The organism is Thermolongibacillus altinsuensis (genome assembly GCF_004341205.1).
In the GTDB taxonomy this organism is placed as follows: domain Bacteria; phylum Bacillota; class Bacilli; order Bacillales; family Anoxybacillaceae; genus Thermolongibacillus; species Thermolongibacillus altinsuensis.
In genome coordinates this window covers 122,419-138,710 of sequence record NZ_SLUL01000003.1, presented here as the reverse complement: position 1 = coordinate 138,710, position 16,292 = coordinate 122,419, and the positions used below count along the sequence as shown (strand labels likewise).

Annotated in this window: 16 protein-coding genes, 1 tRNA gene and 1 other annotated feature; of the genes, 1 reads left to right on the top strand and 16 read right to left on the bottom strand. The window is 42.1% G+C overall.

What is annotated here, in order from left to right; all coding sequences use genetic code 11:
- Positions 1-24: 24 nt before the first annotated feature.
- From ilvN to EDD69_RS03525, 14 genes are all read right to left on the bottom strand, one after another.
- Positions 25-543, bottom strand: coding sequence for an acetolactate synthase small subunit (gene ilvN, locus EDD69_RS03590; RefSeq protein ID WP_132947596.1), 519 nt, complete (start codon positions 541-543; stop codon positions 25-27).
- Entirely contained in the window at positions 540-2,258 is a 1,719-nt protein-coding gene (gene ilvB / locus EDD69_RS03585; RefSeq protein ID WP_132947595.1) for an acetolactate synthase large subunit, read from the bottom strand. Before ilvB ends, ilvN begins: the two co-directional genes overlap by 4 nt.
- A 69-nt stretch (positions 2,259-2,327) precedes the next feature.
- Positions 2,328-2,581 (bottom strand) — a binding site (T-box leader).
- A gap of 12 nt (positions 2,582-2,593) precedes the next feature.
- Positions 2,594-3,496 (bottom strand): branched-chain-amino-acid transaminase, encoded by a 903-nt coding sequence (gene ilvE, locus EDD69_RS03580; protein ID WP_132947594.1) that lies wholly within the window; start codon positions 3,494-3,496, stop codon positions 2,594-2,596.
- A gap of 292 nt (positions 3,497-3,788) precedes the next feature.
- A tRNA-Arg gene (locus EDD69_RS03575) sits at positions 3,789-3,862 on the bottom strand.
- 118 nt (positions 3,863-3,980) lie between these two features.
- Complete coding sequence (locus tag EDD69_RS03570; protein WP_132947593.1) at positions 3,981-4,493, bottom strand: metallophosphoesterase family protein; 513 nt, start codon at positions 4,491-4,493, stop codon at positions 3,981-3,983.
- Between the two features lie 3 nt (positions 4,494-4,496).
- Entirely contained in the window at positions 4,497-5,102 is a 606-nt protein-coding gene (locus EDD69_RS03565; RefSeq protein WP_132947592.1) for an XTP/dITP diphosphatase, read from the bottom strand.
- Positions 5,099-5,869: a ribonuclease PH gene (gene rph, locus EDD69_RS03560; RefSeq protein ID WP_132947591.1), complete on the bottom strand. Its 771-nt coding sequence runs from the start codon at positions 5,867-5,869 to the stop codon at positions 5,099-5,101. Before rph ends, EDD69_RS03565 begins: the two co-directional genes overlap by 4 nt.
- 99 nt (positions 5,870-5,968) lie before the next feature.
- A complete protein-coding gene (locus tag EDD69_RS03555; RefSeq protein WP_132947590.1) occupies positions 5,969-7,018 on the bottom strand; it encodes a GerMN domain-containing protein in 1,050 nt (349 codons plus the stop codon).
- Between the two features lie 80 nt (positions 7,019-7,098).
- On the bottom strand, positions 7,099-7,911 hold the full coding sequence (gene racE / locus EDD69_RS03550) for a glutamate racemase (protein WP_132947589.1): 813 nt from the start codon (positions 7,909-7,911) through the stop codon (positions 7,099-7,101).
- Positions 7,912-8,038: 127 nt separating this feature from the next.
- Positions 8,039-8,263, bottom strand: a complete 225-nt coding sequence (locus EDD69_RS03545; protein ID WP_132947588.1) for a helix-turn-helix domain-containing protein — start codon at positions 8,261-8,263, stop codon at positions 8,039-8,041.
- Between the two features lie 279 nt (positions 8,264-8,542).
- A complete protein-coding gene (locus EDD69_RS03540) occupies positions 8,543-9,007 on the bottom strand; it encodes an acyl-CoA thioesterase (protein ID WP_132947587.1) in 465 nt (154 codons plus the stop codon).
- A 62-nt stretch (positions 9,008-9,069) separates the two neighbouring features.
- Complete coding sequence (gene sdhB / locus EDD69_RS03535; RefSeq protein ID WP_132947586.1) at positions 9,070-9,831, bottom strand: succinate dehydrogenase iron-sulfur subunit; 762 nt, start codon at positions 9,829-9,831, stop codon at positions 9,070-9,072.
- Positions 9,828-11,588 (bottom strand): succinate dehydrogenase flavoprotein subunit, encoded by a 1,761-nt coding sequence (gene sdhA / locus EDD69_RS03530; RefSeq protein ID WP_132947585.1) that lies wholly within the window; start codon positions 11,586-11,588, stop codon positions 9,828-9,830. The genes sdhB and sdhA overlap by 4 nt, the downstream gene beginning before the upstream one ends.
- A 27-nt stretch (positions 11,589-11,615) precedes the next feature.
- Positions 11,616-12,224: a succinate dehydrogenase cytochrome b558 subunit gene (locus EDD69_RS03525; RefSeq protein WP_132947584.1), complete on the bottom strand. Its 609-nt coding sequence runs from the start codon at positions 12,222-12,224 to the stop codon at positions 11,616-11,618.
- 303 nt (positions 12,225-12,527) lie between these two features.
- Between EDD69_RS03525 and EDD69_RS03520 the strand changes: the two genes are divergently transcribed.
- Complete coding sequence (locus EDD69_RS03520) at positions 12,528-12,971, top strand: YslB family protein (protein WP_424565329.1); 444 nt, start codon at positions 12,528-12,530, stop codon at positions 12,969-12,971.
- Positions 12,972-13,074: 103 nt separating this feature from the next.
- Here EDD69_RS03520 and uvrC read toward each other — a convergent pair whose 3' ends face one another.
- Positions 13,075-14,856, bottom strand: coding sequence for an excinuclease ABC subunit UvrC (gene uvrC, locus EDD69_RS03515; protein ID WP_132947582.1), 1,782 nt, complete (start codon positions 14,854-14,856; stop codon positions 13,075-13,077).
- Positions 14,857-14,861: 5 nt separating this feature from the next.
- Complete coding sequence (locus EDD69_RS03510; protein ID WP_243643032.1) at positions 14,862-16,265, bottom strand: nucleoporin-interacting protein; 1,404 nt, start codon at positions 16,263-16,265, stop codon at positions 14,862-14,864.
- Between the last annotated feature and the right edge of the window lie 27 nt (positions 16,266-16,292).

The window sequence follows — 16,292 nt, the reverse complement described above, 5'->3', positions numbered from 1 at the left end:
TTAAACCTCTCCTTTTTTGAATATTTAGATAATAAAAGGTAATTTATTAGAAGACGCAGCCCGTTGGGAGCCGCGCGGAAACGCAGTTGTTCCTGTGCGCGCAACTTCTTTAATGCCATATGGTTTCAACAAGTCAATTAATGCTTCGATTTTTTCTGATTCACCCGTCACTTGAACGACGACGCTCTCTCGAGAGACGTCAACGATTGAAGCGCGAAACGGCTCAATCAATGTATAAATTTCACCGCGCGTCGCAGAAGTGACAGCGACTTTAATAAGCGCCAATTCTCTTGCGATAATCGCTTGATCAGTAATATCAACCACTTTTAATACATCGATTTGTTTATTGAGTTGTTTTGTAATTTGTTCAGCAATTCGCTCGTCATCAACATTGACGACAAACGTCATCCGGGAAATCCCTTCCATTTCCGTATGGCCAACTGTAATACTTTCAATGTTGTAGTGCCGCTTTGTAAATAGTCCCGTAATCCGGTTGAGAACACCTGGACGATTATTGACTGTCATCGTAATAATTCGTTTCACAACTTCACCCCCACCATTTCATGTAAACCTTTCCCCGGCGCAACCATCGGATAAACATTTTCATCAGGAGTCACGTGGAAATCAAGCAACACTGGTGCGTTGAGGGCGAATGCTTCTTTTAAAACGCGATCTGCTTCCTCTTCGTTTGTCGCCCGCAATCCTTTGATTCCATATGCCTCTGCCAAACGGACAAAATCAGGTTGATTTGGAATAAGCGAGTGTGAATAACGCTTTTCATAGAAAATTTCTTGCCATTGTCGAACCATTCCAAGTGATTGGTTATTGACAATGACAATTTTGATCGGTAAGTTCAATTCTTGAATAACCGAAAGTTCTTGCAATGTCATTTGGAAACCGCCATCCCCGACAATCGATACAACCGTCGCTTTTGGATCGGCTAATTGTGCACCAATTGCGGCTGGAAGACCAAACCCCATCGTACCGAGACCACCAGAGGTAACCCAGCGATGTGGATATTTAAACTTGTAATATTGCGCCACCCACATTTGATGTTGACCGACATCCGTCGTCACAATCGCCTCGCCGTTTGTATATTCGTAAATCATTTCGATTAATCTTTGCGGCTTTAACGTTCCTGGCTCCTGCTTATACATGAGCGGATACTCTTTTTTCCAATTGTTAAGCTGTTCAAGCCATGCTTTTGTATCAGCTGGCTTTCCGTTTTGATGGATGAGTTGTTTTAACGCTTCTTTTGCATCCCCGACAACCGGAATTTTGGTTGGAACGTTTTTGCCGATCTCCGCCGGATCGATATCAATGTGAGCAACCGTTGCCTTAGGCGCAAAATATTTTAAGTTTCCGGTCACCCGGTCATCAAACCTTGCTCCGATATTAATTAATAAATCACACTCATATAAAGCCATATTGGCGGTATACGTTCCATGCATTCCTGCCATTCCTAAAAAGAGCGGATGATCAGCAGGAAAACCACCGAGTCCCAACAACGTATGAACAACAGGGATGTTTTGTTGCTCTGCGTACGTTCTCAATTCTTCAGATGCATTCGCATGCAATACGCCTGCTCCCGCTAGAATAACCGGCTTTTTTGCTTGGCTAACCGCTTCAACAAGCTTGCGAATTTGCAAATGATTCGGCTTCATCGTAGGCTGATATCCAGGTAACTTGATTTCTTGGTCATAGTCAAATTCTGCTTCAAGCACAGACATATCTTTTGGAATATCGATTAAAACTGGACCCGGTCGTCCCGTTGTCGCAATATGAAATGCTTCCTTGATGATTTTTGGCAGCTCATGAATGTCACGCACTTGATAGTTATGTTTTGTAATCGGCATCGTAATTCCGACGACATCCGCTTCTTGAAACGCATCTGAGCCGATCACATTAGAAGCAACCTGTCCTGTGAATACAACAAGAGGAATTGAATCGATCATGGCATCTGTTAAACCTGTCACAATGTTCGTGGCTCCAGGTCCTGATGTAGCAATAACGACACCAGGTTTTCCAGATATGCGCGCATACCCTTCTGCCGCATGAATCGCTCCTTGCTCATGCCGTGTCAATACATGGAAAACTCCTGAATTGTACAACTTGTCATAAATCGGCAAAACCGCACCACCTGGATACCCAAAAATCACTTCGACCTTTTCGGCTTTGAGCGCTTCAATTAACATATCCGCTCCACTCATTGTCGTTTTTTGCGTCACTTTTTCTTCCAACTTCATATTCGCTGCCATTTTTCTTCTCACTCCTCAAAAAATGTGAAATAAGAAAAGCCTTTTCGCCCCTATCACGACCATTTCGGCCGAAGGGGCGAAAAGGCTTAGCTTTCCGCGGTACCACCCTTCTTCGTGGCGATGACGCCACCTCAGGAGCAACGATGAATCGTTGCTCTTTTTAGTAACGAGTGCATAAACACCCGTCCAACCCTACTAGAAAACTCGTTCAGGTTGGCGCTCAGAGGGGAGTTCACCGAGCGGAGACATCACCGGTTTTCAGCTTCCCCGGCTCTCTGTAGATGCCTTTCCCGTCGGTTACTTATCCTCTTCAACGCTTTGGCAATATTCTATTGTCAGCCCACATTCGCATTTTGGGTTGGATATACTTTTACGCCTTCAGTGACCACTCGTTTTCGGAATTCTTCAAGAAGGCGCTTTGTATGAACACCTGGAACACCATCGCCAATGACGCGGCCATCTACTTTTACAACCGCAATGACTTCAGCGGCTGTGCCAGTAAGGAAAACTTCATCAGCCGTATACACATCGTGGCGAGTAAACGGTTCTTCTTTTACGACGTAGCCAAGATCTTTTGCAATTTCGATGATCACATCGCGCGTAATCCCTTCTAGTGCACCGATATAGCCTGGAGGCGTATACAACTCGCCATTTTTCACAATAAAGACATTATCAGCGGAACCTTCCGCTACATACCCTTGGTCATTTAGCATTAACGCTTCGCTTACATTGGCTAAATGCGCTTCAATTCTTACTAATACGTTATTTAAATAGTTTAATGATTTTACTTTCGGACTAAGCACATCAGGACGATTTCTTCTTGTTGCGACAGTGACTACTTCAATGCCTGTTTCATATAAGTGCTTTGGAAAAATCGCAAGCGGTTCAGCGATGACAACTACTTGCGGTTTTTTGCATTTGTATGGATCGAGCCCGAGATCTCCGACGCCTCGAGAAACCACAACGCGAATGTACGCATCCTGGAATTGATTTTTTCGAACCGTCTGAACAATAATATCTGTCAGCTCTTCTTTTGTGTAAGGGATGTTCAATAAGATTGACTTAGCGGAGCGATATAAGCGATCAATATGCTCTTTCATTCGAAAGACGTTGCCGCTATATACACGAATTCCTTCGAATACCCCATCTCCATAAAGAAATCCGTGATCATATACCGAAATTTTTGCATTTTCCTTTGTCACAAACTCATCATTTAAAAAAATCCACTGTTCGCTCAATTGTCTTCCCCTCTTCCCCTGTTTGCTTATCTGTCTGTTACTGCGTCTTTCTGAAATTGAAGATTTGTTTGATTTATTTGACAATTATCATACGACCATTTTGAGGAAGAGTCAATACCATTTCATCGAATTTTTTGATTATTTGGATTAGTTTGTTTTATTGGATACGCTTACATGATTGATAGATAAAGAAAACTAGATCGATAAGAATTTTTTATTTTTTACTTATGGGAAAGGAATTGAAACAAACAAAAAAATCCTCTTGCATTAAGCAAGAGGATTTTCTTTCTAGCGTCCCAGGAGAGATTCGAACTCCCGACCGACGGCTTAGAAGGCCGCTGCTCTATCCTGCTGAGCTACTGGGACACGATGTATAATTATTTTTTTGTCGTCCTTTCAGACAATTGTCATTATAATAACCCTTTGATGCAAAGTCAATAGTTTTTTTGAGGGACAAGAAAAAATTCTTGCCCCTGTTTTTATTTTAACAAAGTTCGTATTGTGTTGACAATTCTGGAATGAGTGTGCCGTCTATATGATAAAAGTGAACAGTTGCTCTTTGATTGACGATTTCTAAAATCACGTATGTTTTTTCACGGCGCAGACGAGGCAAGTAAATGCTACCAGGGTTAATAAAAAGAACGTCATCTATTTGTTCCGAACCTGCGATGTGAGAGTGACCGAAGCAAACGATTTTTGCGCCAACCTCTTTCGCTTTATAGTATAAATTCATAAGCGTCATTTTGACGTTATATAAATGGCCATGCGTGATCAAGAAACGAATACCGTCTATTTCATGAACCATTTCATTCGGGAAACGTTTTTCAAAATCGCAATTCCCTCGCACATAGAGAACATCTTTTAACTCAACATGCTCCGCCGATAATTCGGAATCGCCGCAATGAATGACCGCCTCAATCTCGTGCTGATGGCGTTCTCTAATCTTCGTTAATTCTGCCGTCAATCCGTGGCTGTCACTAACGATTAGCACTTTCATTTGTTAGCTCTCCTTCACAAATGCTTCATCCCATATTTGTTCTAATCGTTTTAGTGCATTAGCGCGATGGCTAATTTCATTTTTTTCCTCTTTCGTCAACTGCGCCATCGTTTTTTGCTTTTCAGGAACATAAAAAATTGGATCATATCCAAAACCGTTCGTTCCGATCGGCTTTTCTGTGATATACCCTTCACACGTTCCATCAACCGTAAACGTTCTCCCATCTGGCGTTGCAACGGCAAGGGTGCAATGAAAGCGTGCCGTTCGCTTTTCAAACGGTACCCCTTCAAGCTCCTGCAATACTTTTTGAATATTGGCTTGATCGTCTTTTGCTTCGCCCGCGTAACGTGCCGAATAGACTCCAGGTCTTCCTCCTAACGCATCAACAATGAGTCCTGAATCATCCGCAATGACCGTTTCCTTTAGATGTTGAGCGATCGTTTTCGCCTTTAAAATCGCATTTTCGGCAAATGTCGCTCCCGTTTCTTCCACATCAGGGCATTCGTTATAATCGAGAAGCGATTGAACTTCGATCCCTTTTTTTGAAAAAAGTTGCTCAAATTCGGCAACTTTTCCTTTGTTTCGCGTAGCAATAATGACTCGTTTCACTTTGTTTCCTCGCTCTCATTTAATGCTTTTGGAACGATTTGATCAGCTAGCGCTCCAAGCGCTTCTTTTTGAATAGCGATCAGTTGTCGAATGCCCCCTTCTGCCGTCATCAACAGCTCGTTTAATTGTTCGCGCGAAAACGTCGATTCTTCACCGGTTCCTTGAATTTCTACAAATTGTCCCGATCCAGTCATCACAACGTTCATGTCGACTTGGGCTTTCGCATCTTCGGCATAGTTTAAATCTAAAATGACCCCGTGTTCTGCATCAATTCCGACCGATGTGGCAGCGAGAAAATCTGTGACAGGCAATGCTGGCAATTTTTTTTCTTCAACAAGTTTTCCAAGCGCCAATGTCATAGCAACAAACGCTCCAGTAATGGAAGCGGTTCGCGTTCCACCATCGGCTTGAATCACATCGCAATCAATCCAAATGGTCTTTTCTCCTAATTGCTGAAGATCGACAACCGAACGAAGAGCCCGACCGATGAGACGTTGAATTTCCATCGTTCGCCCTGATACCTTTCCTTTGCTTGCCTCACGTACATTTCGTTGCTCTGTTGCGCGCGGAATCATCGCGTACTCAGCTGTAATCCATCCTTTTCCCTCCCCGCGCATAAATGGAGGCACTTTATCTTCAATGCTAGCTGTACAAATCACTTTTGTATCGCCAATCGCAATAAGCACAGATCCTTCTGGATGTTTCAAATAGTTCGGTTCAATATGTACTGGACGAAGCTCAAAGTTTCCTCTTCCATCTACTCTCACTATTCATAATCCTCCTCATATACATTCATGAAATAAGAGGCAGTTATTTTCTCTGCCTCTTCACAATCAACCTTTATATAGTATAGCAAAAAATTGTTTTCAAAAACTACCTGTGTTCACTTTTTCCGGCCTTGCAACAGGTTCAGACAGCGGTTTTCCGTTTTCATCAACAAGATCTGCTTTTCCATTCACCGTGATCGCTACCTTTTCTACACCAGGTTGTTCTGTTAAAGAAAGAACTAATGAATGAAGAGCATGCTGCGAGATCACATTTTTTTGTGCGCTCCCATAAATCGCCTCATTGAAATTTAATGTTACTTTTCCGTTTTCGTACTTCGGAGCATCCAGCAGTTTCACATCAGCTTGAAAATCACTTAACAATCCCGAGCCGTAGCTAGGTCCTTTAATTAATTCATTGACAACAGCCGTCAACTGATCTTGTTCCCCATTCGGCACTCGGCGCGTCACAGGAACATAGTACGTTTGATCGCCTTCTTGAGCAAGAAAATAGACAATGACAGCGTGTGTGTTCGTTATATCAATCACGCCGTTCGTTTCGATATTAATCCCATCTTCGCGGCTCAATTCTTCACTGATCGGTGTACCGTTTACAGGCATCACATGCTGATCATGGCCGTTCATGCGAATTTTTACTCGTTTCACGTTATCAAACTGCGTCAATGTCCATGTGATCGCTTGTAAAATTTTCTTTTCATCTTCTGGTTTGTAATGAGCAAATTCCTTGGAAAAATCGACAATAAGCGTGCCATCTTGTTTAATGTTTACGCTTAAAATTTCCGTATCCGCTGGCAACACGGCTCGAAAACCATTTGGCAGCATTTCCGATATCGGCCCGTTTTCTACTAAATACTCTAATACTTGTTTAGCAGCTGCATTCGTTTTTGGTAAAGCAAATGTTTGTGGAACAACAAAACCATTTTTATCAATTAAGTACAATTCTCGCTGAATCGTTTCTGTTGCCTTTTCTTTTTCATTGGTTTGTTCGATTTCTTGCAATGATTGCTCATCTTCCAAATAGGTGACATCTTTCGGCGGATCAATTTCTTTCACCGCTTTTTCTTTTCCAAACAGCCCGCATCCTGAAAGCAAAATGGCGAAAATCATTAAAATAGACCACGCACGGCGCATGGAATTCCCCTCCTAATCACAGTTTGTACTACTATGTATACGAGCTATTTTTGAAAATAGAACGTAAAAAATCCTTCGGCTTATGCCGAAGGATTTTTTTGTAGATTGATTGTGTACACATTTTCAATTGGATGCCCAAACCACTTTGAGGCAATTTTTTGAAACGTTTCTTTTGAGCCAGTTGTTAAAAACAAATGGTCTCGACGTTTTTCCCCTGTGTAAAGCAGGTGACTATGGTGCAAAATCGTGCTTACTTCTCGAGCTGTTTCATCACCAGAGCAAATCAATTCCACTTTTTGTCCCATATATTCGCTGATCAGCGGACTAAGCAACGGATAATGCGTACATCCTAAAATGAGCGTATCAATTTTACTTCCTTTTAGCGGTGCAAGCGATTCAGCAACAATTTGCTTTGCATGCTCACCTTCAAAATTTCCGCTCTCAACAAGCGGAACAAATTTAGGGCATGCCAAGCTTTCCACTTTTACACTGCTATTGATCGATTTCAACGCTTGTTCATACGCACCGCTTTGAACGGTACCAACCGTTCCAATCACACCGATATGATAATTTTTTGTAATTTTTAATGCCGTTCTTGCTCCGGGATGAACAACTCCTAACACAGGAATATTGAGTTTTTCACGAATTTCTTCCAATGCGACCGCTGTAGCCGTATTACAAGCAATGACAAGCATTTTTATATCGTATTGCAATAAATAATTCGTCATTTCCCACGTAAATTGACGAATTTCTTCACGCGGTCGCGGACCATAAGGACAGCGTGCCGTATCACCTAAGTAAACGATTTGCTCTTTTGGCAGCTGCCGCATGATTTCTCTTGCAACGGTTAAACCGCCAACTCCTGAATCGATAACTCCAATTGGTCTTTCCAAGTGATCGCCTCATTCTTTCTTGATGTATATGATGTATAACAAAACATTTTTTATTATAGCAAAAACGATTATTTTTTGGAACAATAGAAAACCGGCTGCCTAAGAGATGAAGGTCAGCCGGTTTTCATTATAGTTCAAGTTCACCCATTCGAAGCAGTTCTACAACCGCTTGTGATCGCCCCTTAACTCCAAGCTTTTGCATTGCATTCGAAATGTGATTGCGAACCGTTTTTTCGCTAATGAATAACTCACTAGCAATTTCTTTTGTCGTTTTGTCTTGCAGCAATAATTCAAATACTTCTCTTTCTCTTTTGGTAAGCAACGGTTTCGGCGAATATTGTCGTTCTTTCAAGTACGGTAACCCTCCTTGCTTTAACCAGACCTAAACGGATGGGTATATATTTAGTCAAAATATAGTATGTAAAAAAGGAGGAAACCGTTACAAAAATAGATATAGATTCAAGTTGAATTTTCGATCTATCTTCATCATGAATAGAAAACCGCTTTTCTGCCGTAGGCGGCAAGAAAAATCTTGCTACCTAGCATGCCAATCCCGTCCGTGAAACGCATAACGGACAAATTCATTTGTCCGCTAGCGTTTTCGTTCGGGATGAGCGGCAGAAAAGCTTGTTCATGTCAAGGTTTCAGATGATCCCTTTAAGATGCTGCGCATTTCATCGCTCCAAGGAATGCCTTTTCCTGTTTGTTTTGAAATTTGCACCATGATTCCTCTTCCTGTAAACGCGATCGTTCCGTCTTCTTTTTGTCCAATATAGTGCAAATCGACAGAAGAATTACCGATTTCATGAACTTTTACACCGATCTGTAATCGCTCCGCAAAATAAACTTGCTGTAGAAAATGACATTGCAAGTCAGCCACAACTGGAATGGCTTCAGACGTCTCGCTTAACCATCGATCCATTAATCCAATATGCCTTAAAAATTCAATCCTTGCTTCCTCAAAATAAACAAATGGAACGGTATTATTCAAATGGCCAAATGCATCTGTTTCTGAAAAGCGAACTTTAATTGGATGAAAAAACGAAAAAGATGCTTTCCATTCGTTTAAATCGTCAATGTAAGAAATGTGTTTCAATGACCCTCTCCCCCTTTTTTTAAAAAAGCGGCTGACCCTTTCTCGAGTCAGCCATCCGTCAATCACACTTCATCGCTTCCAAAGAAGTTGCGGAACATTTGAATCGTCGCTGCACGGTTGAGTGCGGCAATAGATGTTGTAAGCGGAATGCCTTTCGGGCAAGATTGAACGCAGTTTTGCGAGTTTCCGCAGTTTGCAAGCCCACCATCTCCCATGATGGCTTCTAATCGCTCTGCTTTATGCATCGCTCCAGTTGGATGAGCGTTAAACAAACGAACTTGCGAAAGCGGTGCAGGTCCGATAAAGTTTGACTTGCTGTTTACGTTTGGACAAGCTTCTAAACATACACCGCACGTCATACATTTTGATAACTCATAAGCCCATTGACGCTTCCGTTCCGGCATGCGCGGACCTGGCCCCAAATCATATGTTCCGTCAATCGGAATCCATGCTTTTACTTTTTTCAACGAATCGAACATGCGGCTGCGATCCACTTGAAGGTCGCGTATAACCGGGAACGTCCGCATTGGTTCAAGGCGAATCGGCTGTTCCAATTGATCAATTAAAGCGGTGCATGATTGTCGCGCTTTTCCGTTAATGACCATCGAACAAGCGCCGCAAACTTCCTCTAGACAGTTCATCTCCCAAACAACTGGGGTTGTTTTTTCTCCTTTTGCGTTAACGGGATTGCGGCGAATTTCCATCAGTGCAGAAATGACGTTCATATTTGGGCGATACGGAATCACAAATTCTTCTTCGTAAGGAGGGGAGTCAGGACGATCTTGTCTTGTAACGATAATTCGAACCGTTTTATTTTCGCTCATGCTTTTACTTCCCCTTTCTTCTTCGTGTAGTCGCGCTTGCGTGGTTTAATTAACGATGTATCGACATCTTCATAATGGAATGCTGGTCCATCCGGAGTAAAGCGCGCCATCGTTGTTTTTAACCATTCTTCATCGTTACGTTCAGGGAATTCTGGCTTATAGTGAGCACCGCGGCTCTCATTGCGATAGTAAGCACCAAGCGTAATCACTCGCGCTAATTGCAACATGTTGTACAACTGACGCGTAAAGACTGCGCCTTGATTGCTCCATTTTGCCGTGTCGTTAATGTTAATATTTTCATAACGTTCAAGCAACTCTTGAATTTTTTCATCTGTTTTTAATAACTTGTCATTATAGCGAACGACCGTTACGTTATCCGTCATCCATTCACCGAGCTCTTTATGGAGAACATAGGCATTTTCTGTACCATCCATCGACATAATTTTGTTCCACTTTTGCTCTTCTTGTTTTAAGTAACGATCATACAATGAAGACGGCATGGCATCAGCAGATTTTTCAAGTCCTCTAATATATTCAACCGCTTTCGGACCGGCGACCATTCCGCCATAAATGGCTGATAAAAGCGAGTTTGCTCCTAAACGGTTCGCACCGTGCATTGAGTAGTCGCATTCTCCTGCTGCAAACAATCCTTTAATATTGGTCATTTGATCATAATCAACCCATAATCCGCCCATTGAATAGTGAACAGCAGGGAAGATTTTCATCGGCACTTTTCGAGGATCTTCACCCATGAACTTTTCATAAATTTCGATAATTCCACCAAGTTTAATGTCTAATTCTTTCGGATCTTTATGAGACAAGTCGAGATAAACCATGTTTTCGCCGTTAATTCCTAATTTTAAATCCACACATACATGGAAAATTTCGCGTGTCGCAATATCGCGCGGCACCAGATTTCCGTACGCTGGATATTTTTCTTCTAAGAAGTACCAAGGTTTTCCGTCTTTATATGTCCAGACTCGTCCACCTTCTCCGCGAGCGGATTCGCTCATTAAACGAAGCTTATCATCTCCCGGAATGGCCGTTGGATGAATTTGAATGAATTCCCCGTTCGCATAGTAAGCTCCCTGCTGATAAAGAATGGATGCTGCAGAACCTGTATTAATAACAGAGTTCGTTGATTTACCGAAAATCATCCCTAGTCCGCCCGTTGCCATAATGACGGCATCAGCAGGAAACGCTTTAATTTCCATCGTCGTTAAATCTTGAGCGATAATTCCGCGACAAACTTGCTCATCATCTAAAACAGCAGCTAAAAATTCCCATCCTTCATACTTCGTGACAAGCCCAGCAACTTCATGACGACGCACTTGCTCGTCCAACGCATAAAGGAGCTGCTGTCCTGTTGTCGCTCCCGCATATGCAGTACGGTGATACTGCGTTCCGCCAAAGCGGCGAAAATCAAGAAGACCTTCAGGCGTGCGGTTGAACATCACACCCATACGATCAAGCAAATGAATAATTCCAGGAGCTGCTTCGCACATCGCTTTTACCGGTGGCTGATTCGCTAAAAAGTCACCGCCGTATATCGTATCATCAAAGTGTTCCCAAGGAGAGTCTCCCTCCCCTTTTGTATTAACCGCACCGTTAATCCCACCTTGCGCACAAACAGAGTGAGATCGCTTTACTGGCACTAATGAAAATAAATCCACTTTCACGCCCGCTTCTGCCGCTTTAATGGTTGCCATTAAACCGGCTAGTCCTCCACCTACAACGATAATTTTTCCTTTACTCATGTCTCCTCACTCCTCCAATGTTGTGGATTAAACGAATGCTAAAATCGCGCGAATTCCGACAATCGAAAGTGCGACGAAAATCCCCATTGTCACGTATGTAGAAATCTGTTGCGAACGAGGAGTCACAGTAATTCCCCAGCTTACAAAGAACGACCATAAGCCGTTTGCAAAGTGAAATACTGTTGACACAATTCCGACAATATAAAAGGCAAGCATAAATGGATTATCAACGATGTTGGCCATCATGTCGTAATTAACCTTTGCTCCAAATGCGGCTTGAACGCGCGTTTCCCACACATGCCACGTGACAAAAATAAGCGTAATGACTCCCGATAAGCGCTGCAACATAAACATCCAGTTTCGGAAGTAACTGTATCGACTTACGTTATTTTGCGCTGTAAAGGCGATATAAAGACCGTAGATGGCATGGAACAGCAATGGAAGAAAAATAACAAATATTTCAAGAAAATAACGGAATGGTAAATTTTCCATAAAATGAGCTGCGCGGTTAAACGCCTCTGGACCTCTTGTCGCAAAATGGTTCACGACTAAATGCTGAACTAAGAAAAGCCCGACTGGAATAACTCCTAACAACGAATGAAGCCGGCGGTAGAAAAATTCACGATTTTGCGCCATACATAACCCCCCTTAAAATAATGACAATGCTACATTGTGAAAAACTTTCTTCACACGCTCCCATCCTCATCTACTAGACTATTATCAATGGTGTTGTAAACACTTCCATTTCCATTGATAACGTCACATTCATTGTACTCCCAGAATGTAGGAGCGTCAAGAAAAGGTGTTCACGAAATGTTCAATTATTTTTTAATTTTAAGATAAAAATCAAATCTATCAAAATGCCAAATGCGAGAAAAGTCAATACTGTTTTTCCTTTCGACGTTCGATATAATTTTGTTAGAAAGAGGGGAGTCAATCGTGAAATCGTTTCAAGAACACAGTGAATTGTTAAAAGATCTTCATGTACCTGCGTTTGGCTATGAATTGATTCGCCAAGTTGTTTTTCCTAGCATGTTTGGTAAAGATACCTCCTTCATTTTGTACTGGGTAGGAAAAGAATTAGCGCGAAAATATCCACTCCAAACGATTGAAGAAATTATTTCATTTTTTGAAAAAGCAGGTTGGGGAACGTTAACGCTTCTTGAGGAGAAAAAGGATGAATACGAGTTTGAATTAAATGGTCCGCTTGTTTCGACGCGCTTTGATTGGGGTGACTCTTGCACGTTCCAACTAGAAGCAGGTTTTCTTGCCCAGCAAATTGAACAACAAAAAAGACAAATCGCCGAAACGTATGAACAGCAAAAGAAAAAATCGAAAACCGTATACTTTACGGTGAAATGGGATCGAAAAGATCACATCTAGTTTGAGGTTAGACATCGAGTACGCCTCGAAAAAGACATTCTTCCCGTTCAAAATGTTCATGCTTTCTTAACCAACTGAAAAAGCTGACCGCGCTTGCAAACGGTCAGCTTTCGTATTTTTGCAGCGTTTCATAAATTTTTTCCGCTACATTTCTCGGAATGTTCGCTCTTTGTAGCTCCTCAACAGTTGCCTCTTTCATTTTTTTGATGGAACCAAAATGTTGAAACAACGCTTGTTTTCTTTTCTCTCCGACCCCTGGAATTTGATCGAGGATCGATTGAAACGCAGACTTCGTTCGCACTTGTCGATGAAATGTAATGGCAAAACGATGCACTTCTTCTTGAATGCGCTGCAGCAAATAAAACTCTTGACTATTTTTTTCTAACGCCACAACCGTTGGAGGATCTCCAATAAGCAAATGTGATGTGCGATGTTTTTCATCCTTTACAAGCCCTGCAAGCGGAATGGACAGCCCTAGTTCATTTTCCAGCACGTCTTTCGCTGCTTGCATTTGTCCTTTTCCGCCGTCAATGATGATTAAATCAGGAAGCGGCAACCGTTCTTTTAATGCGCGCGTATATCTTCTTCGTACCACTTCGCGCATAGACTCATAATCATCTTGTCCTTGAACAGTTTTAATTTTATATTTTCGATACTCTTTTTTGCTTGGTTTTCCATCAATAAACACAACCATCGCCGAAACCGCATCTGTTCCTTGAATATTGGAATTATCAAATGCCTCGATTCGATGCGGCGTGGCAATTCCAAGCAGTTTCCCTAAATTTTCGACGGCCTTGATCGTTCTCTCCTCATCACGTTCAATTAAAAAGAACTTTTCTCTCAATGCAATTTCAGCATTTTTGCAAGCCAAATCGACCAATTCTTTTTTCTTTCCTGTTTTCGGCTGCGTCACATGAATTTCAAGCAGCTGCTCGACAATGGCTCCATCGACGCTGCGCGGCAATACGATTTCCCTTGGTTTAAAATGATGCTCTTTCGCATAAAATTGCCCCAAAAACGTTAAAAACTCTTCTTCTGGCTCCTGATACATCGGAAATAAAGAAACATCCCGTTCAATCAGCTTCCCTTGCCGAATGAAAAACACTTGCACGCACATCCAACCTTTATCGTAAGCATAACCAAACACATCGCGATCAATGAAATCGTTTAAAATCATCTTCTGTTTTTCCATAATCGCTTCAATATGCGCAATTTGATCGCGATACTCTTTCGCTCGCTCAAACTGCAACTCTTCAGCTGCTTGCATCATTTTTTCCGTTAATTCTTGTTTGACTTCTTTATATCCGCCGTTTAAAAAGCGCGAAATTTGCTCGACGATTCGTTTATTTTCTTCCTCCGAAACAGGATATACACACGGGGCTAAACATTGGCCCATGTGATAATACAAACAAACGCGTTTTGGCAATGTGGCGCATTTTCTTAACGGATAAATGCGGTCAAGCAGCTTTTTCGTTTCATGTGCTGCCTGCACGTTCGGATACGGCCCAAAATACTTTCCTTTATCCTTTTTCACTTTTCGCGTAATAACTAAACGCGGATGCGTTTCCGCGGTAATTTTAATAAACGGATAGCCTTTATCGTCTTTTAACATGACGTTATATTTCGGATCGTATTTTTTAATCAAATTCATCTCTAAAATAAGCGCTTCTAAATCGGATGAGGTGACGATGTATTCAAAATCGGCAATTTCGTTGACAAGGCGCAATGTTTTTCCATCGTGCGTACCTGTAAAATAAGAGCGAACCCGATTTTTGAGCACCTTCGCTTTTCCTACATAAATGACCGTTCCGTGCTTATCTTTCATTAAATAGCAACCGGGTTGTTCCGGTAAAATCGCTAATTTTTCTTTGAGACGATCATTCACGCTCATCACTCCATCCACTCATATACTGTAATGCGACCGTAAACGGGATCCGATAGACGACTTGAATGATAGGTCTTCACTTTTCGGATGTGCTTGCTAACGTCAATTCCTTGAGCTTGAAACCCCTTTACTACATGGTCCGTCACATATACCGTCGCATTTGGATAATTTGCCTTTTCACGTTCGAAAACATCGAATGAAAAAACGCGTTCATGTGGAAACGAAACATTTAAATACTGCAATACTCTTGTTTCTTCCCATGTAAACATGACGAACTTTTCGTCTTTCTCTTGAAAATCATACGCTAACTGATATACAGCAGGCAACTGTGTTGCTTGTTCCCTCGCAGCATTCGCACCGACGACGAGCTGGGTTACCAGCACAATGATCGCCATTGCATAAAAACGGGGGGAAGCATGGAAAAAACGAACAAGCACAAAAAAGATAAGCAGTCCGACGAAAGGAACGATGTGACGAGGCTTATCAATATTTTGAGCGAAAAGAGCCCATGAAAAGTAGCTTGCCATTAACCATCGATACATCGGCGACATGTTTATTTTGCCGCGATTGAAAAGGACGACCATCCCCCAAAAAATAAGCAACACAACAGACTGACAAGCCACTCCTGTCCAAATAATATTGTAAAAAACAAGCGTTAGCAGTCGATGCCAAAACGGTTGATCATCTGTGGAAATCGCCCCGCCCCATTGTTGAAAATGCCCGCTTGTAAAAGAAAGAGCTAGTTTTATAAAATTAGTGATTCCGCCTTCTGTCGCCGCCACCGCGCCAATCCAAAGCAGTTGAAACAAACAAGCTAGCAAGAAATAAAGCGCTATTCGTTTAAAATTGCGAATCGTTTTCCACCATACATATAAAATTCCAACCCCAAATGGGAAATAAGACAGACGAATACCAACAATGACGCTAAATAAAAAAAGAGGCAAAAGTTGCGCACTCCACTTTGACGAACGAAGTGTCCGCTCAAGCGACCAAATATACCACCATAAAACCGCAATCGCCGCCCCTTCCGACATCGGCTGCGTCACAATAAGAATGACATAGCTAAGCGATTGAATGAGCGCAGTCAAAAGCCAAGCATGCGCTTTCACATATTGCTTGGCCAATAAAAAAATAGGAATGGTTGCGCTCATCATGACCAATCCGTTCCAAATCGCAAGCGCTTGCGCTGGATTTTCTACAAATGAATGTACCATTATTCCGCCGAGGATGAAATATGGATATCCTGGAAAGTGAGGCTGCATCGCCAATAAATCGTAGCGATCTAAAGCGAGCGCAAAATCGACTTGATCCCACGTCGCTGCATACGGGCTCGCATACGCAAAAAATACATAATAAACAAACAAAAGAGAACCGATGCTGATCATGGTAGAGAAACGCCGAAAAATCATTCTTATTCCTCCTAAAAAAAAGTACAA